21 protein-coding genes are annotated in these 17,327 nt (G+C 62.8%); 13 read left to right on the forward strand and 8 right to left on the reverse strand.

Annotated features, from left to right (window positions below):
- Positions 1-12 precede the first annotated feature (12 nt).
- From ABMA59_RS14085 to ABMA59_RS14095, 3 genes are read left to right on the forward strand one after another with little or no spacing between them, the layout of a single operon-like run.
- On the forward strand, positions 13-510 hold the full coding sequence (locus ABMA59_RS14085; RefSeq protein ID WP_349005992.1) for a hypothetical protein: 498 nt from the start codon (positions 13-15) through the stop codon (positions 508-510).
- A 58-nt stretch (positions 511-568) separates the two neighbouring features.
- The gene (gene purB / locus ABMA59_RS14090) at positions 569-1,879 is read left to right on the forward strand and encodes an adenylosuccinate lyase (protein ID WP_349005993.1); all 1,311 of its coding nucleotides are present in this window, start codon (positions 569-571) and stop codon (positions 1,877-1,879) included.
- Complete coding sequence (locus tag ABMA59_RS14095; RefSeq protein ID WP_349005994.1) at positions 1,876-2,448, forward strand: RBBP9/YdeN family alpha/beta hydrolase; 573 nt, start codon at positions 1,876-1,878, stop codon at positions 2,446-2,448. The genes purB and ABMA59_RS14095 overlap by 4 nt, the downstream gene beginning before the upstream one ends.
- Positions 2,449-2,934: 486 nt before the next feature.
- On the opposite strand, the gene ABMA59_RS14100 is transcribed toward ABMA59_RS14095, so the two are convergent.
- Complete coding sequence (locus ABMA59_RS14100; protein WP_425475915.1) at positions 2,935-3,834, reverse strand: VOC family protein; 900 nt, start codon at positions 3,832-3,834, stop codon at positions 2,935-2,937.
- Positions 3,835-4,034: 200 nt separating this feature from the next.
- Between ABMA59_RS14100 and ABMA59_RS14105 the strand changes: the two genes are divergently transcribed.
- Positions 4,035-4,589: an RBBP9/YdeN family alpha/beta hydrolase gene (locus ABMA59_RS14105; protein ID WP_349005996.1), complete on the forward strand. Its 555-nt coding sequence runs from the start codon at positions 4,035-4,037 to the stop codon at positions 4,587-4,589.
- 70 nt (positions 4,590-4,659) lie between these two features.
- On the opposite strand, the gene ABMA59_RS14110 is transcribed toward ABMA59_RS14105, so the two are convergent.
- Positions 4,660-5,811 carry an SEL1-like repeat protein gene (locus ABMA59_RS14110; RefSeq protein ID WP_349005997.1) on the reverse strand — a complete coding sequence of 384 codons (1,152 nt, stop codon included), beginning with the start codon at positions 5,809-5,811 and terminating at the stop codon, positions 4,660-4,662.
- A gap of 108 nt (positions 5,812-5,919) precedes the next feature.
- On the opposite strand from ABMA59_RS14110, the gene ABMA59_RS14115 reads away from it, so the two are divergent.
- Complete coding sequence (locus tag ABMA59_RS14115; RefSeq protein WP_349005998.1) at positions 5,920-6,990, forward strand: NAD(P)/FAD-dependent oxidoreductase; 1,071 nt, start codon at positions 5,920-5,922, stop codon at positions 6,988-6,990.
- Between the two features lie 79 nt (positions 6,991-7,069).
- Here the strand turns inward: ABMA59_RS14115 and ABMA59_RS14120 are convergent, their stop codons facing one another.
- Complete coding sequence (locus ABMA59_RS14120; RefSeq protein WP_349005999.1) at positions 7,070-8,038, reverse strand: AraC family transcriptional regulator; 969 nt, start codon at positions 8,036-8,038, stop codon at positions 7,070-7,072.
- A 71-nt stretch (positions 8,039-8,109) separates the two neighbouring features.
- Here ABMA59_RS14120 and ABMA59_RS14125 point away from each other — a divergent pair, with 71 nt between their 5' ends.
- Positions 8,110-9,336 carry an MFS transporter gene (locus ABMA59_RS14125; protein WP_349006000.1) on the forward strand — a complete coding sequence of 409 codons (1,227 nt, stop codon included), beginning with the start codon at positions 8,110-8,112 and terminating at the stop codon, positions 9,334-9,336.
- On the opposite strand, the gene ABMA59_RS14130 is transcribed toward ABMA59_RS14125, so the two are convergent.
- Both ABMA59_RS14130 and ABMA59_RS14135 read right to left on the reverse strand, forming a co-directional pair.
- Complete coding sequence (locus tag ABMA59_RS14130) at positions 9,333-10,112, reverse strand: HpcH/HpaI aldolase family protein (protein ID WP_349006001.1); 780 nt, start codon at positions 10,110-10,112, stop codon at positions 9,333-9,335. The two genes, ABMA59_RS14125 and ABMA59_RS14130, sit on opposite strands and share 4 nt — an antisense overlap.
- 110 nt (positions 10,113-10,222) lie before the next feature.
- Complete coding sequence (locus ABMA59_RS14135) at positions 10,223-10,543, reverse strand: DUF1476 domain-containing protein (protein WP_349006002.1); 321 nt, start codon at positions 10,541-10,543, stop codon at positions 10,223-10,225.
- Positions 10,544-10,814: 271 nt separating this feature from the next.
- Between ABMA59_RS14135 and purC the strand changes: the two genes are divergently transcribed.
- The 4 genes from purC to ABMA59_RS14155 are packed head-to-tail and all read left to right on the forward strand — an operon-like array spanning position 10,815 to position 12,373.
- Complete coding sequence (gene purC / locus ABMA59_RS14140; protein ID WP_349006003.1) at positions 10,815-11,606, forward strand: phosphoribosylaminoimidazolesuccinocarboxamide synthase; 792 nt, start codon at positions 10,815-10,817, stop codon at positions 11,604-11,606.
- A 49-nt stretch (positions 11,607-11,655) separates the two neighbouring features.
- Positions 11,656-11,898, forward strand: a complete 243-nt coding sequence (gene purS / locus ABMA59_RS14145; protein WP_349006004.1) for a phosphoribosylformylglycinamidine synthase subunit PurS — start codon at positions 11,656-11,658, stop codon at positions 11,896-11,898.
- Positions 11,899-11,918: 20 nt separating this feature from the next.
- Positions 11,919-12,137: a hypothetical protein gene (locus tag ABMA59_RS14150; protein WP_349006005.1), complete on the forward strand. Its 219-nt coding sequence runs from the start codon at positions 11,919-11,921 to the stop codon at positions 12,135-12,137.
- 2 nt (positions 12,138-12,139) lie between these two features.
- Complete coding sequence (locus ABMA59_RS14155) at positions 12,140-12,373, forward strand: hypothetical protein (protein ID WP_349006006.1); 234 nt, start codon at positions 12,140-12,142, stop codon at positions 12,371-12,373.
- 137 nt (positions 12,374-12,510) lie between these two features.
- Here ABMA59_RS14155 and ABMA59_RS14160 read toward each other — a convergent pair whose 3' ends face one another.
- The gene (locus ABMA59_RS14160; RefSeq protein WP_349006007.1) at positions 12,511-13,410 is read right to left on the reverse strand and encodes a hypothetical protein; all 900 of its coding nucleotides are present in this window, start codon (positions 13,408-13,410) and stop codon (positions 12,511-12,513) included.
- Between the two features lie 91 nt (positions 13,411-13,501).
- Here ABMA59_RS14160 and purQ point away from each other — a divergent pair, with 91 nt between their 5' ends.
- Positions 13,502-14,170 (forward strand): phosphoribosylformylglycinamidine synthase subunit PurQ, encoded by a 669-nt coding sequence (gene purQ, locus ABMA59_RS14165; protein WP_349006008.1) that lies wholly within the window; start codon positions 13,502-13,504, stop codon positions 14,168-14,170.
- A gap of 38 nt (positions 14,171-14,208) precedes the next feature.
- Positions 14,209-14,613: a hypothetical protein gene (locus tag ABMA59_RS14170; RefSeq protein ID WP_349006009.1), complete on the forward strand. Its 405-nt coding sequence runs from the start codon at positions 14,209-14,211 to the stop codon at positions 14,611-14,613.
- A 199-nt stretch (positions 14,614-14,812) separates the two neighbouring features.
- Here ABMA59_RS14170 and ABMA59_RS14175 read toward each other — a convergent pair whose 3' ends face one another.
- Entirely contained in the window at positions 14,813-15,034 is a 222-nt protein-coding gene (locus tag ABMA59_RS14175) for a DUF1127 domain-containing protein (protein ID WP_349006010.1), read from the reverse strand.
- A gap of 89 nt (positions 15,035-15,123) precedes the next feature.
- On the opposite strand from ABMA59_RS14175, the gene ABMA59_RS14180 reads away from it, so the two are divergent.
- On the forward strand, positions 15,124-16,548 hold the full coding sequence (locus ABMA59_RS14180) for an aminotransferase-like domain-containing protein (RefSeq protein ID WP_349006011.1): 1,425 nt from the start codon (positions 15,124-15,126) through the stop codon (positions 16,546-16,548).
- 32 nt (positions 16,549-16,580) lie between these two features.
- Here ABMA59_RS14180 and ABMA59_RS14185 read toward each other — a convergent pair whose 3' ends face one another.
- The gene (locus ABMA59_RS14185; RefSeq protein ID WP_349006012.1) at positions 16,581-17,231 is read right to left on the reverse strand and encodes a LysE family translocator; all 651 of its coding nucleotides are present in this window, start codon (positions 17,229-17,231) and stop codon (positions 16,581-16,583) included.
- Positions 17,232-17,327: the final 96 nt, after the last annotated feature.

The raw sequence follows: 17,327 nt of genomic DNA on the forward strand, positions 1-17,327 counted from the left end.
ACCAGCCGGCCAATGCCCGGCATTCTCGCGCGGCTGCGGCAGGCATTGCCGACGTGGCGGGTCGCAGCGGCAGGAACCATATTCTGGACGGCTACCATGGCGGCCAGCGCGGCGATCAACCTTCTGGCCGACGGCTGGCAGACAAACGCGAAAATCGCCGATGTCGCCACGGTCTTCGCCATTGGCGCCGCCCTGGCGTTTCCGCTGGGCTACGCCGCGGCCAGCCTTCTTGCCAGAGACCGGGGTTGGGAAACCCGGCTGGCGGCCGCATTTCTCTGCTTCACGGTCGCCACAATCGGCATCACCTCGGCGCTCTATGCCTTTGACTACCGGCAATATTACGCACAGTCGCATTCCCATGCTTTTTCAGTGACGTGGATGTTCCAGTTCGCCTTCACCACCGCCGGCGCGCTGGTCCAGTTCGCCGCCACGGGGGTACGGCTTTATTTTCCGCTCGGATTCGCAGCACTCGCCGCGGTATCGGTTTGGTTCGCCCGCCCTGCGCGTTGAGTACGCCGGCTGCGTCTGTTAGGACGCGGCGAACTTCTCGAAAAGTCAGGATTTATCCATGATCCCTCGTTATTCGCGGCCGGAAATGGTCGCCATCTGGTCGCCGGAAACGCGGTTTCGTATCTGGTTCGAGATCGAGGCGTACGCCTGCGACGCGCTGGCCGAGATCGGCGTGATTCCCAAGGAAGCCGCGAAAACGATATGGGAAAAAGGCGGTGCTGCGACATTCGATGTCGAGCGCATCGACGAGATCGAACGGGTGACCAAACACGACGTCATCGCTTTCCTGACGCATCTTGCTGAATTCGTTGGGCCCGATGCTCGTTTCATTCACCAGGGCATGACTTCTTCGGACGTGCTCGACACTTGCCTTGCCGTGCAACTGGCCCGCGCGAGCGACATCCTGCTGGCCGACATAGACGCCCTGCTGGCGGCGCTAAAGCGCCGCGCCTTCGAGCACAAGGACACGGTCACCATCGGTCGCAGTCATGGCATCCATGCAGAACCGACGACCTTCGGCGTCAAGCTGGCGCAGGCCTATGCGGAGTTTTCCCGTTGCCGCGAGCGGATGGTCAACGCTCGCGCCGAGATCGCGACTTGCGCCATTTCAGGGGCGGTCGGCACGTTCGCCAACATCGATCCGCGCGTCGAAGGGCATGTGGCGGCGAAGCTCGGGCTGAAGCCGGAGCCTGTGTCGACGCAGGTCATCCCGCGCGACCGGCACGCCATGTTCTTCGCCACGCTGGGTGTCATCGCCTCCTCGATCGAGCGGCTGGCAATCGAGATCCGGCATCTGCAACGCACCGAAGTGCTTGAAGCGGAAGAGTATTTTTCGCCCGGTCAAAAAGGCTCGTCGGCGATGCCGCACAAGCGCAACCCGGTGCTGACCGAAAACCTGACCGGCCTCGCCCGTATGGTGCGCGCCTTCGCGCTGCCGGCGATGGAGGATGTGGCGCTGTGGCACGAGCGCGACATTTCCCACTCCTCGGTGGAGCGGATGATCGGGCCGGATGCGACGGTAACGCTGGATTTCGCGCTGGCGCGGCTGACCGGCGTGATCGACAAGCTGCTGGTCTATCCCGAAAATATGCTGAAGAATCTCAATAAGTTCCGCGGCCTTGTTCACTCCCAGCGCGTGCTGCTGGCGCTTACCCAGGCCGGGGTTTCACGCGAGGACGCCTATCGGCTGGTACAGCGAAACGCCATGAAGGTCTGGGAGCAAGGCGCTGATTTTCTTGAGCAACTTTTGGCAGACACGGAAGTCCGCGCGGTACTCTCAGAGGAGGAAATCCGCGAAAAATTCGACCTCGGCTATCATACCGCACATGTCGACACGATTTTCAAGCGGGTGTTCGGAGACGGTAAATGATTGATACGAAGGGCAGTTTCGACTTCCTTGCTCTCCCCGGACGCGGCAATTGCGGGCCGGATCACTGGATGTCGCACTGGTGCCAGGTCTTCTCCAACTCCAGCCGGGTGCTGCAGGCTGAGTGGGATCGGCCGGAGCCGAACGACTGGATTGCGCGGGTAGACGCGGCAGTGGAGCAGGCGCCTCGAAAGCTGGTATTGCTGGCACATTCGCTGGCTGTGGCGACAACGGTCAAATGGGCAGTCGAAGCGAACGAAGGCCAGTTGGGCAAGATTGCGGGCGCATTGCTTGTGGCGCCGACCAACGTCGCGGACCCCGATCCGTCCTTCGACCTTGTTCGCCCCTTCGCGCCCATGCCTTTGAAACCATTGCCGTTTCCGACACTTGTAGTCGCGAGCCGCAGTGACCCGCGTGTCACGTTCGACAAAGCGCTCGCGTTCGCTGACGCCTGGGGCGCCGAACTCGCCGATGCGGGCGACCTGGGCCACATGGGCAACGAGGCGCGGCTGGGCATCTGGCCGACCGGCCTGCTTCTGCTCGGACGCTTGCTGGAACGCGCCCGGATCTGACGCAAACGACCGGAACCGGCGCAGGCATTCTGGCGTTTCCGGGTCGGAACAACAGATCGCCGAGGCTGGAGATGGGTCGGGTCGTTGCAAACAATGGTGCAAGCAGGGTTGCGTGGTTCGGCGCCGGGGCCTTGTCCCTGGCTGTCGTCATCGCGATTTTTCTCTATGCTGACAGCTACTTCGATGGGAACGCTAATGTCGTATCGAGCGGGACGCAGGGCGCCACAATTGAAGGCCAATAGCCCGCGACCGTCACGTCAGAACGACGTGCCCAACCAAGCGAGCGTTGCCCGTCAAGTCCAAAATATCAAGCGATTTCAGCGCCTTGTGTCACATCGAGCGCGATTGGGGTGCGTCTGACCTGACGCGCACCCCGTTTGAGCTGCCGCAAGCGCACCTTCCGGCGTTGCGGCCTGACGTCAGCAGCGCTTCACGCGCCGTTTCGTCACGTAGTTCCGCGAGGCTATCCGGACATTCATGTGCCGGTCAGGCGGCGGCCGGCACGATGCGAATGATGTTGCCCCACGGATCCTCGTGGACGGATTCGGACTTGGCATCCTTCGAGCGGAATTCGACGAAGGACAGTCCCGTCCGATCGGCGTCGCGCTCCCTGGCGCCGGCGCTCTGCCAGGCGTTGGCCCCGACATGATGGTGATAGCCGCCGGTCGACAGGAACACCGCGCTGCCGCCGAAATTCAGCATCGTGTCGAAGCCGAGTTCGCTGTTCCACCACTTTTCGGCTTCGGCGGCGTTGCCCACGCGCAGATGGACGTGCCCGACCATGCTGCCGGCCGGCGCGCCGGTCCATTCGGAATGGCCGGGCCGCAACTCGCCAAGCAGGTTTTCGACATCGAGCGGCAGCGTCCCCATCTTTAGCGAATCGCCCTCAAAATCCCAGTTGGCACGCGGCCGGTCGGCATAGATCTCAATGCCGTTGCCTTCTGGGTCTGTCAGGTAGATCGCCTCGCTGACCAGATGGTCCGACGCACCGGTCACCTGGATGCGGCGGTCTATGGCGCGGCGCGTCCAGCGGGCAAGGTCGGCACGGGCCGGCAGCAGGAAGGCGGTGTGGTAGAGGCCGGCCGAGCGCGGATCGTCGGGCCGCGCCGCCTTGAACTCCTCGATCTCCAGCAAAGGCAGGCCGCCGGCGCCGAGCACGATCGTGCCGGGACGGCGCGCAATCTCCTGCAGCCCGACTGCATGTTTGTAGTAGTCGGCGAGCGTGTTCACGTCGCGCGCCTTGATGCCGACGGTGGTCACGCTCAGTGGTGCGTCGGCGGCAAAGGGAAGTTTTGTCATCATCGTCTCCGCACGGGAAAATCCGGTCACAGCATCGAGCGCCAGAATCCCGGCCGCTCCGGAAAAGCCACGCCTCGACATCCGCATATGATCCCGTCCCGTTGTCCAGTTTGTCGATGCCAACATCGGGTTCCCTGCCCGGGTGCGCAAGACAGCAAAGCGCGAACACGGTGTTCACAATTTCAGCACAGATGGTTTGGTTTCGCGCGCCAGATGTTGACAATGCGTCGCCGCCAAGATCGCTCCCCAGCATTGCAAGCGCCGCCTGGCATCGCTAAATCCGCGTCATGAAAGTCAAGGATGCCGACATACTGATCGTCCCCGGATACACAAATTCCGGACCTGAGCACTGGCAGACGCGCTGGGAGGCGAAACTGTCGACCGCGCGGCGCGTCGAGCAGGCCGAATGGTCGAAGCCTGTGCGCGAGGACTGGACGCAAAGGATGGCCAACGCCGTCAACGAAGCCGAGCGGCCTGTGGTCATCATCGCCCATTCGCTCGGTGTGCCGACAGTCATCCAGGCGATCCCGATGTTCGAAAGGCCGGTGGCCGGCGCCTTTCTCGTCGCCCCGCCCGATGTCGCCAATCCGTCGATCCGCCCGAAACATCTGATGACGTTCGGACCCTATCCGCGCGACCCGCTGCCCTTTCCGTCGATCGTGGCAAGCAGCAGCAACGATCCGTTCTGCGCGCTCGATGTCGCCGAGGATATCGCCGCCGCCTGGGGTTCGTTGTTCATCCATGCCGGCGAGGCTGGGCATATCAACGCCGAATCGGGCTACGGCCCGTGGCCGGAAGGCAGCATGGCCTTTGCCAACTTCATGACGCGGCTGCAGGAATAGGCGCATCGGATTTCAACATAGGACCATGGGGTTGAGAGGTAGGTCGCTTGTCGCACAGGATGCCCAAAAACTAGTGGACTAATCCGTCTTTCCGCATGGAGTCGAGCAACGTTGCCGCCTCGGGTAGTCCTTGGTCGGAAGCTTTTTGAAGCCATTCCGCTGCCTGCCGATAATTCCTCTCGACGGCGACGCCGTTGTAGTACGCGACACCAAGATTAAATTGCGCGACGGCATTTCCTTTCTCGGCCGCATCACGCCACCATCGCGTCGCTTTCTCCGCATCCTTCGGTAAGCCTTTGCCTTGGGCGTATGCTTCGGCCAAGGCAATCTGCGCATCCACATCCCCATGCGCCGCCGCCTTTTGCCACCATGAAGCAGCCTGCGACGCGTCTTTTGGCACTCCCATTCCTTGCGCGTATGCAAATCCGAGCGTCTTCTGAGCATCCGAATTGCCTTGGTCCGCAGCTTTTCGCCACCAACCAGTGGCCTCCAGATCGTCTTTCGCCACACCGACGCCAAGCGCGTACAATGTTCCCAGATAGTGCTGCGCGGCGGCGTCTCCCTTGTTCGCCGCCTTAGCGATCCACGCCGCTCCCTGGACATCGTCCTTGGGCACCCCCACACCCTTTTGATAAGCACTCCCCAGCCATAGTTGCGCGCCGGGGTCTCCGCCTTCCGCCGCCGCACGCCACCATTGCGCGGCCATGGTATCGTCCTGCGACACACCCTTGCCTTGTGCATAAAGATTGCCAAGCTGGAATTGAGCGGCCGCATGTCCGCCTATGGCAGCCACCCGAAACCACTTTGCGGCTGCCGCAAAATCCTGCGGGACTCCTTCTCCTTGAACCAGTAGCGCTCCAAGTCCATAGGCCGCCTCCAGTTCCCCTTGCTCGGCGGCCTTCTGCCACCAATAGACCGCCTGCGCGTCACTCCGGTCGACACCCCTTCCGTGGGCATACAAAACGCCAAAATTGAATTGCGATCTTGCGTCCCCAGACTCAGCCAGCGGCTTCAATTGCTCGAACGCCTCCTTGTAGTCTTCCACGGCAATCGCAGCGGCAGCCTCTTTCTTTCCGGCCAGCAAGGGCGTCGAGCCAAGATAGGAAGCTCCAGCCACCAGGACCACGGCAATCAGAAAATAGCGCAGGTGGTGGCGGTTTATCGCTCGCACGCACGAGAATGCCTGAGTGATGCCGCCTGCCTCAGCATGTTCCCTTGGCACTTGCCTTAACCCCTTCTGTCCCACTTGCCCGGCTGCCGTCTTCTATATCAGAGAGTTGGTCCCGGTCGATGCCGGGGAGATACTCTCCATCGCGGCTTGGAGGAAACAATGGCCAAGACGGTGCTGGTTGTGGGCGCGGGCATCGTCGGCGCTTCGGTCGCCTGGCATTTGGCCAAGGCCGGATGCGCGGTCACGATCGTCGATGCCGGCGAAGGCGGCGGCCTGGCGACGCGGCATTCCTTTGCCTGGATCAACGCGACCTGGGGCAATCCGGAATTCTATTTCCACTTCCGCCGGCGCTCCATGGCGGGGTGGCGGCGGCTGGAAAGCGAGATTCCCGGCGTCGCGGTGAATTGGTGCGGCGGGTTGACCTGGGACATTCCGGCCGAGGATTTTGACAGGTTCGAGGCCGAACACACGCGCTGGGGCTACGGTATGCGCCGCGTCGACGTCGCCGAGGCGCTGCGTATCGAGCCAGGCCTGAGAATGCCGCCTGAGCAGGCGCTGTTCGTCGCCGAGGAGGGCATGGTCGAGCCGGTGGAGGCGGCGCGCGCCATGCTTGCCGCGGCCGGCGGCAAGGCGATGATGGGAACCCGCGTCGTGTCCCTTGTGACGCGGGGCGGCAAGGTGGCCGGCGCGAGGATCGCGGATGGAACGGTCGTCGAGGCGGACGAGACGGTGATTGCCGCCGGCACCGCGACGCAAAACCTGCTCGAAACGATCGGCGTCCCATTGAGGATGATCACGTCGCCCGGGCTGATCATGCATTCGACGGTGGCGCCGCAGCGCCTGCTCAACGGCATGGTGTTCGCCCCGCAATGCAACGCCCGCCAAACCCGTGAAGGCCGGCTGATCGCCGGTTCGGATTTCGCCGGGGCCGATCCAAAAGGCGAGGAGGAGCGGATGGCGCGCGAGCTGCTGGCGAGGGTCAAGGCGCTGGTGCGGGGAGCCGAAGACCTCGATGTCGGCTTCATCACCGTCGGGCACCGGCCGACACCGGCGGACGGATTTCCGGCGATCGGCCGTCCGGACGGCGTCGAAGGCCTCTATGTGACCGTGATGCATTCCGGGGTCACGCTGGCGCCGATCGTGGGGGAACTGGTCGCGCGGGAAATTGCCGAAGGCATTCGCGATCCCGACCTTGCGCCGTACGATCCGGGTCGGGCGGGGCTGCGCTAACCGGGAAGCCTTGCGGGGCTCCAAGCCCCCGTCGCCCTGAACGCCCTCCGTGTATCGCGCCTATTGAACGTGAAGCCCCTTACAAAGCAACCACCGTCTCGCCTGCGCGAAAATGGCTGGGCGGCGCGCCGATGACGCGCTTGAAGGCGCGGCTGAAGGAAGCCTCGGAATCGTAGCCGAGGCGTTTCGCCACGACGGAAATGCGCATCCGGTCGCGCACCAGCCATTGTCGCGCCTGGTGCATGCGCACTTGGGCAACGTAGCGCGCCGGCGTCTCGCCGACGACCGAGGCGAAGCGCTCGGCGAAACCCGAGCGCGAGGCGCCCATCAGCCGCGCCAGCGCCGCCACCGTCCAGTCGCGGTCCGGCTCAAGATGAATCGCCGCCAGCACGCGGCCGACATCCGGATTGCGCACCGCGGCGATCCAGCCGCTGGCGTCGCCGCAGCCCTTTTCCACCCACACGCGGATGATGCTGGCGGCCAGCACATCTGCCAGACGAGCCAGCATGCCGCCGGCGCCGACACGCTCGACGGTCACCTCCCGCGCCATCGCTTCCAGCAGGAAGGCGATGTTCGGCTCGATGGCGGCGAGCTCGTGCACCCACATCACGTCAGGCATCATGCTGAGCAGCGGATGCAGGCTGTCGACGTTGAAATGCATGCTGCCGCAGAAAAGGAGCGTGACCTCCCCCTCGCCGCCGCCGCAGACGTCGAAGACGTTGCCGCAGATCGGTGTCACCTCGTAACGCTTGATCGGGAGCGCCGTGACGTCGGGCTGGCTTGCCAGGATGTGTTCGGCGCCGCGCGGCAAAAGCACCGCATCACCCTCCTTCAATTCTACCCACTGCTTGCAGGGAGTGAGCAGCCAGCAGCCGCGGCGGCCAATGAAATGGAAACGCGCCGCCTCCTGCGCGGGGAACAGGATGGCCCAGGGCGCCGTCATCTGGCATCGGCCATAATCGACACCGTCAAGGCGCAGGCCGCGCAGCATCTGGGTAAGCGGGTCGCCGGAACCAGCCGGAATAGCTTTGGACGAATGGTCAAGCATTTTGGCTCTTCTAGCATGGAAACTCCAGCCGGTCACTCCTTATCTTGCACCGCACAAAAGGAGTGCTCGCAATGACCGATTCCCTCGCCGCAACGGCCGCCCAGGAGGCGGCCCCCCCGGACAATGAGGCCGCCGAGCGAACGGATGCCCTTTGGGCGGCCGTCGTTTCGCTTTCCCTTGGCGTCTTCGGCCTGGTGACCGCCGAGTTCCTGCCGGCCAGCCTGCTGACCCGCATCGCCCAAGACCTCGGCATCAGCGACGGCGCGGCGGGCCAGGCCGTCACCGCCACAGCCGTTGTCGGCGCCATCGCGGCACCGACCATCGCCATCGTCACCAAGAGCATCGACCGACGTATCGTCATGTGGACGTTCACGCTGCTGCTGATCGTCTCCAACGTGCTGGCAGCAACCGCTTCCGGTCTCACCACGCTGCTGATTGCCCGTGTCATCCTCGGCGTCGCGCTGGGCGGCTTCTGGTCGATGGCCGGCGCCATGGCGATGCGGCTGGTGCCGGCAAAACTGATGCCGCGCGCCATGTCGATCGTGTTTACCGGCGTGTCGGTAGCCACCGTCTGCGCCGCGCCCGTCGGCGCCTACATCGGCGAATTGTGGGGCTGGCGCGCCGCCTTCGGGCTGGCCGGCGTCGTGGCGGCGGTGACGCTTGTGGTGCAGATGCTTACCATTCCAAAACTGCCGCCCATCGGATCGCCCGGTTTGGCCGCTCTCGCCGGCCTGCTGGGGCGGCCGAGCGTGCGGATGGCGATCGCCGCCACGCTGCTGATCGCGTCCGGGCATTTCGCCGGCTTCACCTATGTCCGCCCATTCCTGGAGCAGGTGCCCGTGTTCGATGTCGAGACGATCTCGCTCGTCCTGCTGGCCTTCGGCGTCGGTGGCTTCTTCGGCAATCTGGCCGGCGGTTTCCTGATCGAGCGCAGCCTGAAAGCGAACATCGGCATCGGTGCGCTGGCAATCGCCGGCGCCGCATTGGCGCTGGTGGTCTACGGTTCGACGGATTGGGTCTCGGCCGCGGCCGTAAGCGCCTGGGGCTTCGCTTTCGGTATGCTGCCGGTGGGCTTGCAGACCTGGATGGTGCGCGCCGCGCCCGACGAGGCCGAGAGCGCCGGCGGGCTGCTGGTCACCGCCTTCCAGGTGGCCATCGCCGGTGGCGCGATCTTCGGCGGGCTCATCGTCGACGGGTTCGGCGCGCCGGCCGCCTTCGTCTATGCCGGCGCTGGCATGTTTTTGGGCGCGCTGCTCGTGTTTTCAGCGGGCGGCAGGGCGTTGCCGCGGGCCGTCTAGCCGCCTTGACCGATCGAGGCCTTGATCGCGCCAAGCTGCTTTTCGGCTCCGAGCGCGATCAACTGGTTCTCGCCACCGGTGGCCAGCAGCCGGTAGCCCATCTTCACGTAGCGGCCGGCAATCGCCGCGTCGACGACATAGATGCCGGTGTATTTGCCAGCCGCCCGCGCACGGGCAGCGACGGAGGCCACCGTCTCCATCATGTCTTCCAGCATGGAGTTGACGGTCTTGCCGCGGCTCCAGGCTATGGAGAAATCCGAAGGGCCAAGGAAGATGGCGTCGACGCCGGGCACCGCCAGGATGTCGTCAAGGGCTTCGAGCGCCTGACGCGTCTCGATCATGGCGAAGGCGAGCGTGCGCCCGTTGCTCTGTTCCAGCCAAGCCTGCATCGTGGTCTTGCCGTCGCGCGGCAACGCGTAGGTCGGGCCCCAGGAGCGTTCGCCGACCGGCGGATATTTCATTGCCGCGGCAAAACGGCGGGCGTCCTCGACGGAATTCACCATCGGCGCGATGACGGCGTCGGCGCCGAAATCCAGCGCCCGGCTCGCCATGTCGAAGCGGCCCACCGGGATGCGCACAATGACCGGTTTTTGGGCGCGCTTCACCGGCACGATCGAGCGCAGCACGCTGTCCTCGTGATGGCCGCCATGCTGCATGTCGAGCGTCACGGCGTCGAAGGGCTGGGCTGCCATGATCTCGACAGTGAGCGGGTCCGGCACGCCCGACCACGCCGTGACAACGACCTCGTCGGCGGCCAGCCGGTCTCTCAGCGACATTATTGTCTCCCTAAATCTGTCGGCGCCGAGATTGGCCCGGAAGCCGGCGAAAAGGCAAAGAAAAACCGCCCGTCACGCTGACGGGCGGATTGGTCCAGTCAGGACTGCGGTCAGCTATTCCGGACCTGTTCGAGAGCCTGCGCCATCAACTCGTCCATGGTGCGGCGGATCTGGTGTTCCGACTGGTCGACGCCGGCGGCCTCGAAATCACCCTTCACCTTGCGCAGCACATCGTGGTCGCCTGCTTCCTCGATATCGGAGACCACGACTTCCTTGGCGTAGGCATCGGCATCGGCGCCCGACTTGCCGAGTTTTTCGGCCGCCCAGAGGCCGAGCATCCTGTTGCGGCGCGCCGTGGCGCGAAAGCGCTGTTCCTCGTCGATCGCGAACTTGCGCTCAAAACCTTCCTCGCGGTCTTTCATGCTTGTCATGGTCGCTCCTCCGGCTGGGAATTCTGTTTCGTCGATCCCATATAAGGGGTTCGTCCGCACAAACCAAAACGTTGCGCCGGGGTCAATACAGGCAAGGATGCTGCGCTGCGGCAAATCGCGCCGGAAAGCCGTTGATTGCAGGGAAATGCCGATTGAGGAAATGTACGCTTTGCGTTAGAGACCGCCGTTGAAACCCAGGATCGCGCGCCCGGTCGCGCGAGTCGGAGGGTACGGGTATGATCCGCCTTCCAGTCAATCCAGAGAAACCGCTATGAAAAATCGCCGCCGAATCTACGAAGGCAAGGCCAAGATCCTTTATGAAGGACCGGAACCGGGCACGCTCATTCAGTTCTTCAAGGACGACGCCACCGCCTTCAACAAGAAGAAGCACGAGATCGTCGACGGCAAGGGCGTCATCAACAACCGCATCTCCGAGCACATCTTCAACCATCTGAACCGGATGGGCATTCCGACCCACTTCATCCGCCGCATCAACATGCGCGAGCAATTGATCAAGGAAGTCGAGATCATCCCGCTGGAAGTGGTGGTGCGTAACATCGCCGCCGGTTCGCTGGCAAAGCGCCTCGGCATCGAGGAAGGCACGGTGCTGCCGCGCTCGATCATCGAGTTCTACTACAAGGCCGACGCGCTCGACGACCCCATGGTCTCGGAAGAGCACATCACCGCCTTCGGCTGGGCTTCGCCGCAAGAGATCGACGACATCATGGCGCTGGCCATCCGCGTCAACGATTTCCTCTCCGGCCTGTTCATGGGCATCGGCATCCAGCTCGTCGACTTCAAGATCGAATGCGGTCGCCTGTTCGAGGGCGACATGATGCGCATCGTGGTGGCCGACGAGATCTCGCCGGACTCCTGCCGGCTGTGGGACGTGGCGACGCAGGACAAGCTCGACAAGGACCGATTTCGCCGCGACATGGGCGGATTGGTGGAAGCTTATCAGGAGGTCGCCCGCCGGCTCGGCATCATGAACGAGAACGAGCCGCCGCGCCCGACCGGCCCGATCCTGGTCGCCTCCGGCAACGGCAAGGGCAAGCCGCACTGAGCGGCTGCCCTCTCCCACATTCCAGCATCCTGCAAGGAACGACAGACTCGTGATCAAAGCCCGCGTCACCGTCACCCTCAAGAACGGCGTGCTCGACCCGCAAGGCAAGGCGATCGAAGGCGCGCTCGGCACGCTGGGTTTTTCCGGCGTCGGCCAGGTGCGGCAGGGCAAAGTCTTCGACGTTGAGCTCGATGGCACAGACACGGCGAAGGCCGAGGCCGACCTGAAGGCCATGTGCGAGAAGCTGTTGGCCAACACGGTGATTGAGAACTATAGTGTGACGCTTATCTGAGGTTGTGCCCGGAGGGCGCGATGGCGGAAGTCACGAATGAGTTGATCTATCGCGAGCTTCTGGTTCTTGAACAGGACGTCGTAAAGGTTCAGGCCAGTCTCGATGAAATTTTGGCTTTGCTTCGTGTGATCCGGCGCGAAGGCGACGTAGGCCGCGCAAAGATTGAGGCCACCAAGGCTCGGCTTGGCATCGGCAAGCTGCTACAGAAAGCACGATCTCCGTATGTGTCGGGTTGCTGAACATGGCGGAAGTCGACGGAGAACTGGTCTACGAGCTTCTCAGGCGGATCCAGTCCGACCTGTCGGAAGTGAAGTTCGACGTGCACGAACTGAAGAAGCGGATGACCGGTGCTGACGAAGCGCTTGCCGGCGTGAACCGCCGGCTGGACCACCAGGACGACCGGCTTGAACGCATCGAACGCCGCCTTGATCTTCACGAACTTGCGGAAGCGCAGAAACCTTATGGGCCGAAATGATCGCGGTGGTAATAAAATCGTCAGCCGAGAGGTGACGAATGCCGTTCAAGGTTGGTCGCGGTATCCAACTTTCGCCGTCGACAACTATCCACCCGATCTAACGTCTGCGTGCCGGCAAGATGTCGTGGACGGTTGCGTTAGACCAGTTCCGCGATAACCAGCAATCGGTAGATGCCCCTTAACCCGAGCAGAAGACTCATACCCGTCGCCATCACCACGGCGATAGATATGGGTTTTGGCGCGCGACTGAAGATGTCCGGGTATTTCGCATGCACGGCTAATATTTTGGCACGAATTGCGGGGTCGGCTGGGTAATCGTGGTAATCGCGGTTACAAACCAATTCCCGCCGCCAGAACAATGACATGGCAAGCACCAACCATGTCGAAAGAGCCAGGCAAGCACTTATGAGGTAAATTCGGACGAAAGTGAGCTTCCCGCTGACCTGACAGGCTTCGCTTAAGGTCATGCTCTGAGCATATCGGCCGGGCATCCAAAAACCGCTGTCGTTGGTGGCGCAAAATATCAGCAGTGAAAGCGACGACAGCGACAACAAAACCGGCTTGAGGTAGGCTACTCTGTTCTGGCGATCGACTGAAGCGTCAATCGCCAAGTGTAGCAATATGACGAATAGCACTGCGCTGATAGCCAGTGCGTAGATCATTTGTGCCATGATCACGTTTGCAAAAGAAGCGGTACACGCTCCAAGGTCAGTTTGCATAGAAAATTTGCGTGAGAAGGAAGAAGCGAAAACCCCGCCGGCCTGCCATAGGAATGAATAGACAAAGGCAGTGGTCAGCAATACGATCGAGCCGGATACCGAAAAGGCCGAGCGGCTGTCGTCAAACTTTAGTTCCCAGCCGCTTTTCAATCTCTTGATCCCTGTACGGTCTATGTATAAGCGATAAGAAGCATTCCTTAACCCTTGGTTGAGTTGCATGCACTTCTGACGCGTGGAACGCTTGAAGTCGTCCAGCCGATGCCTTGCCTTGAAACGCCACTGCCCCGGTCTGCGGGCGATGCGTCCAATGGCTCGCAAGGAGCACTCGCGAATGCGTTTGCCGCTTGACCCGCCGAAGCCTTGCCGCTAGCGCAACCTTTTAGTCGCCACTCGAATCGGACCGTGAGTGATGAAATCCGCCGTCGTCCTGCTCCCTGGCCTCAACCGCGACCGCGACATGATCGCGGCGCTGACAAAAATTTCCGGAAAGCCGCCGCTCACCGTCTGGCAGACCGAGACGGAGATCCCCGATGTCGATCTGATCGTCATCCCCGGCGGGTTCTCGTACGGCGACTATCTGCGCTGCGGTGCGATCGGGGCGCGCAAGCCGGTGATGCAAGCGGTCGCCGAAAAGGCGAAAAAGGGCGTCCCGGTGATCGGCGTCTGCAACGGCTTTCAGATTCTGCTCGAGGCCGGTTTGCTGCCGGGCGCGCTGATGCGCAACACGTCGCTGAAATTCGTCTGCCGCGAGGTGAAAATGTCGGTGGCCAACGCCAACACGCTGTTCACCCGCAACTATGCGCCCGGCCAGATCATCCGCACGCCGGTCGCCCATCACGACGGCAATTTCTTCGCCGACGCGGAGACGCTTGCCCGCATCGAGGGCGACGGCCAGGTGGTCTTCCGCTACGCCGAGGGCACGAACCCGAACGGCTCGATCAACGATATCGCCGGGATCATGAACGAGAACGGCAATGTGCTGGGGCTGATGCCCCACCCGGAAGACCTGATCGAGGCGGCGCATGGCGGCATCGACGGCCGCGGCCTGTTTGAGAGCGCACTGGGCATCGCCGCCTGATTTTTCCGAAACAATCGCAGCACATACAGGGACAATCGATGCGACTGAGACAAGCCGCCCTGCCCCTCCTTGCGCTGGCGCTCGCGGCCTGCCAGGCGCAGCCCGCCAAGGTCACGACGAGTTCCGGCGGCAAAAGTGCTTCCCTGCGCGCCATGGAGGTCGTGGCGACGGCGGCGCACAAATGCTGGTTCGCCTCCAAGGACCCGGCTTTCCGATCCTATCGTTTCGCCAATGAGCTGAATTCGATGACGGGCACGCCGCGCTTCCTGCTGGTGCCGTCGAAAAATTTCGGCGGAAAGCCGCTGCTTGTCGTGCAGGCACAGGGAAGTTCGTCTCGTGTCGATGCGTTCGGGCCGCTGATGAGCGAGCCGGTCGGCGTCCGGATTTCCGGCGATCTCAAGCGCTGGACGGCGGGCGACATGTCCTGCGGCGCGGCCGCCTGACGGGCGCCTCGCGGCGGAGCGTCTTAGGGCCGACCATAGAACTGGTCGCGTCCCCAAAAAAGATACGCGCCCAGATTGAACCATTCCGCCGGTGGATTGTGGCTGCGGCGAAGTCCCCGCCATCAGGCGGTGCCGCAACCGGCGGAAAGGTTCAATCTGGACGCTTTCGGATAATGAGGATTGGCCAAAGCGCCACCCCTCACTGCCAGGGACGCCGCAGCCCCTCGTAGTCCGCATCGGCTCTGGAGAGACCGATATCCTTCAACTGGTCATCTGTCATTTCCAGCAGAGCCAGCCGGCCGCGCCGCCGCTCCAACATCGCCGACAGGCTTTCGGCCGCAGCGCCGATGATGCGCAGGACGTGCGTGCCGAAACCCGCGGTCGGCGCCGACGTCTGGGATAATGTCTTCATTGTGCTCATTGTGATACCCTCTCGATTGATTGTCACCATTGACAGTGACAATCTTTTGAATTGACTCCATTGCAATGACAAGATATCAAATTGTCCCCATGACAAATTGGCTTCCCGATCTCTCAAAAGGCACCGGCCCGCTTTATCTGCGCCTGGCGGACCAGATCGAAACCGATATCGGCGACGGCGCGTTGCCGCCGGGCGAAAAGCTTCCGCCGCAGCGGAACCTCGCCTTCGATATCGGTGTGACGATCGGCACGGTGACCCGTGCCTATGCGGTGGCGCGCGAGCGCGGGCTGGTGAGCGGCGAGGTCGGACGTGGCACCTATGTGCTCGATCGCAATGTCGAGGATCCGCCTGCCCGGAGCGCGGCGCAGCCCCTGCCCGAGCGGCTGGCGATCATCCCGGAAGCGACGCCGGCTCAGATCAAGATCAGGATGGACACAACGTCGGCCCCGGATGTCGGCCAAGCGGCGATTATCCACGACCTGCTCGGCCAGATCACCCTGAAACATGCCGATAAGATCGGCGACTATACGCGAAGCTGGCCGCAGGAATGGCGCGACGCGGGCCGAAAGTGGCTGGCGAATGGCGACTGGGCGCCGGATGCGCAGACGATCGTGCCGACCACCGGCGTGCACGCGGCGATCATGGCCGTCATCGCCGCCGTCACCGCACCGGGCGACAAGATCGCCTTCGAGCAACTCACTTATGCCTCGATCTCGCGCAGCGCCAATCTGATCGGCCGGCGCAGCGTCGTGTTTGCGAATGACGGACAGGGCGCCGACGCCGAGGATTTCGAGCGGCTGTGCGCGCAGCAGCACCCGAAACTGGTCTTCCTGATGCCGGCCATGCAGAACCCGACGCTTTCGGTCGTGCCCAGCGAAAGGCTGAAGGCGATCGTCGAGGTGGCGCGCAAATACAATGTATGGCTGATCGAGGATGCGATCTACGCCACGCTTCTCGAACCCAAATACACCACGCTCGCCTCCTTGGCGCCGGAGCGGACTTTCCATGTCGGCGGCCTGTCGAAGGCGGTGGCGGCAGGGGTGCGTGGCGGATTTGCCGCCTGCCCCGCCCATATGGCGCCGCGCGTGCAGACGGCACACAAGATGGTGACCGGGGGCCTGCCCTTCATCCTGGCGGAACTGACCGCGCAACTCATCAATGCAGGCCATGCCGAGGTGATCCGCGATAAAGTGCGCCGCGAGATTGCCGAGCGCGAGGCGATCGCCCGGCGCATCTTCCAGGGGTTCGATTTCAGCTCGCATCGCAACATTCCCTATCTCTGGCTAAAACTGCCGGAGCCGTGGCTGTCGGGCACTTTCAAGCAGGTGGCCGCGAATGAGGGCGTGCTGATCGACGACGAGGACGAATACAAGCCGGCGCGCGCCGAAAAAGTGTTCCACCGCGTCCGCATCGGATTTTCGATGCCGTCGAAGCGCGAGCAGGTCGCCGGCGGCTTCAACACGCTGCGCCGGCTGCTTGATCATGGCAGCGCGGGTTACGACAGCTACGGCTGAGTTTTTTCGGCGACGATCGTGGTGATCAACGCCTATTTTCGGTGATTGCCGGCAAATGCCGCCGTCAGCCCCAACCCGATGAACATCACGCCGCTAACGTAGCGCTCGACATTGAGATACGTCTTGCTGCGCTTCAGCCAGCCGCCGGCCGCACTTGCGGCCAGCGCATAGCAGCCATCGCTGATGAAACCGAGCAGCGTGAACAGCAGGCCGAGGAAGGCAATCTGCATGGCGATGTGGCCGCGGCTCACATCGACGAACTGCGGCAGGAAGGCGAGGAAGAACAGCGCCGTCTTCGGGTTAAGCAGGTTGACGATGAAACCGTCGCGGAAAAGCCGCGCATAATCGGCGCGCGGCGTCTCGGCCTCGAAGTCGATCGGTTCCACGCGGCCGAAAATCTTTTTCAGGCCGATCCAGATCAGATAGGCCGCGCCCGCATATTTGACGATGCTGAAGGCAAGCGCCGAGGATGCGAGCAGGGCCGACAGGCCGAGCGAGGCGGCGAGCACATGCACCAACGTGGCGGAATGGATGCCGACGTCCGAGACGAAGCCGGCAAGCCTTCCCTGCTCGATCGAGCGGGCGACGATGTAGAGCACAGTCGGTCCCGGCGTGACCAAGAGCACGAGCGCGGCAACGATGAACAGTCCAAGACTAGCCGTGCCGGGTATGACGATTTCCATGATGCACCTCGCGCCGCAATGATTGGTCCAAACGTTAGAGGGGAGTCCTGACCGATCGCGGGACTTCGGACGCTAGCGAAATTAGGAATGACGGGC

This window comes from Mesorhizobium yinganensis (assembly GCF_040081985.1).
Lineage (GTDB): Bacteria > Pseudomonadota > Alphaproteobacteria > Rhizobiales > Rhizobiaceae > Kumtagia > Kumtagia yinganensis.

Bases quoted from the DNA above. Each gene is read 5' to 3' on its own strand.
- ABMA59_RS14085 (WP_349005992.1), top strand. From the start codon at position 13: ATGCCCGGCATTCTCGCGCGGCTGCGGCAGGCATTGCCGACGTGGCGG.
- purB (WP_349005993.1), top strand. From the start codon at position 569: ATGATCCCTCGTTATTCGCGGCCGGAAATGGTCGCCATCTGGTCGCCG.
- ABMA59_RS14095 (WP_349005994.1), top strand. From the start codon at position 1,876: ATGATTGATACGAAGGGCAGTTTCGACTTCCTTGCTCTCCCCGGACGC.
- ABMA59_RS14100 (WP_425475915.1), bottom strand. From the start codon at position 3,834: ATGCGGATGTCGAGGCGTGGCTTTTCCGGAGCGGCCGGGATTCTGGCG.
- ABMA59_RS14105 (WP_349005996.1), top strand. From the start codon at position 4,035: ATGAAAGTCAAGGATGCCGACATACTGATCGTCCCCGGATACACAAAT.
- ABMA59_RS14115 (WP_349005998.1), top strand. From the start codon at position 5,920: ATGGCCAAGACGGTGCTGGTTGTGGGCGCGGGCATCGTCGGCGCTTCG.
- ABMA59_RS14120 (WP_349005999.1), bottom strand. From the start codon at position 8,038: ATGCTTGACCATTCGTCCAAAGCTATTCCGGCTGGTTCCGGCGACCCG.
- ABMA59_RS14125 (WP_349006000.1), top strand. From the start codon at position 8,110: ATGACCGATTCCCTCGCCGCAACGGCCGCCCAGGAGGCGGCCCCCCCG.
- ABMA59_RS14130 (WP_349006001.1), bottom strand. From the start codon at position 10,112: ATGTCGCTGAGAGACCGGCTGGCCGCCGACGAGGTCGTTGTCACGGCG.
- ABMA59_RS14135 (WP_349006002.1), bottom strand. From the start codon at position 10,543: ATGACAAGCATGAAAGACCGCGAGGAAGGTTTTGAGCGCAAGTTCGCG.
- purC (WP_349006003.1), top strand. From the start codon at position 10,815: ATGAAAAATCGCCGCCGAATCTACGAAGGCAAGGCCAAGATCCTTTAT.
- ABMA59_RS14150 (WP_349006005.1), top strand. From the start codon at position 11,919: ATGGCGGAAGTCACGAATGAGTTGATCTATCGCGAGCTTCTGGTTCTT.
- ABMA59_RS14155 (WP_349006006.1), top strand. From the start codon at position 12,140: ATGGCGGAAGTCGACGGAGAACTGGTCTACGAGCTTCTCAGGCGGATC.
- purQ (WP_349006008.1), top strand. From the start codon at position 13,502: ATGAAATCCGCCGTCGTCCTGCTCCCTGGCCTCAACCGCGACCGCGAC.
- ABMA59_RS14170 (WP_349006009.1), top strand. From the start codon at position 14,209: ATGCGACTGAGACAAGCCGCCCTGCCCCTCCTTGCGCTGGCGCTCGCG.
- ABMA59_RS14175 (WP_349006010.1), bottom strand. From the start codon at position 15,034: ATGAGCACAATGAAGACATTATCCCAGACGTCGGCGCCGACCGCGGGT.
- ABMA59_RS14180 (WP_349006011.1), top strand. From the start codon at position 15,124: ATGACAAATTGGCTTCCCGATCTCTCAAAAGGCACCGGCCCGCTTTAT.
- ABMA59_RS14185 (WP_349006012.1), bottom strand. From the start codon at position 17,231: ATGGAAATCGTCATACCCGGCACGGCTAGTCTTGGACTGTTCATCGTT.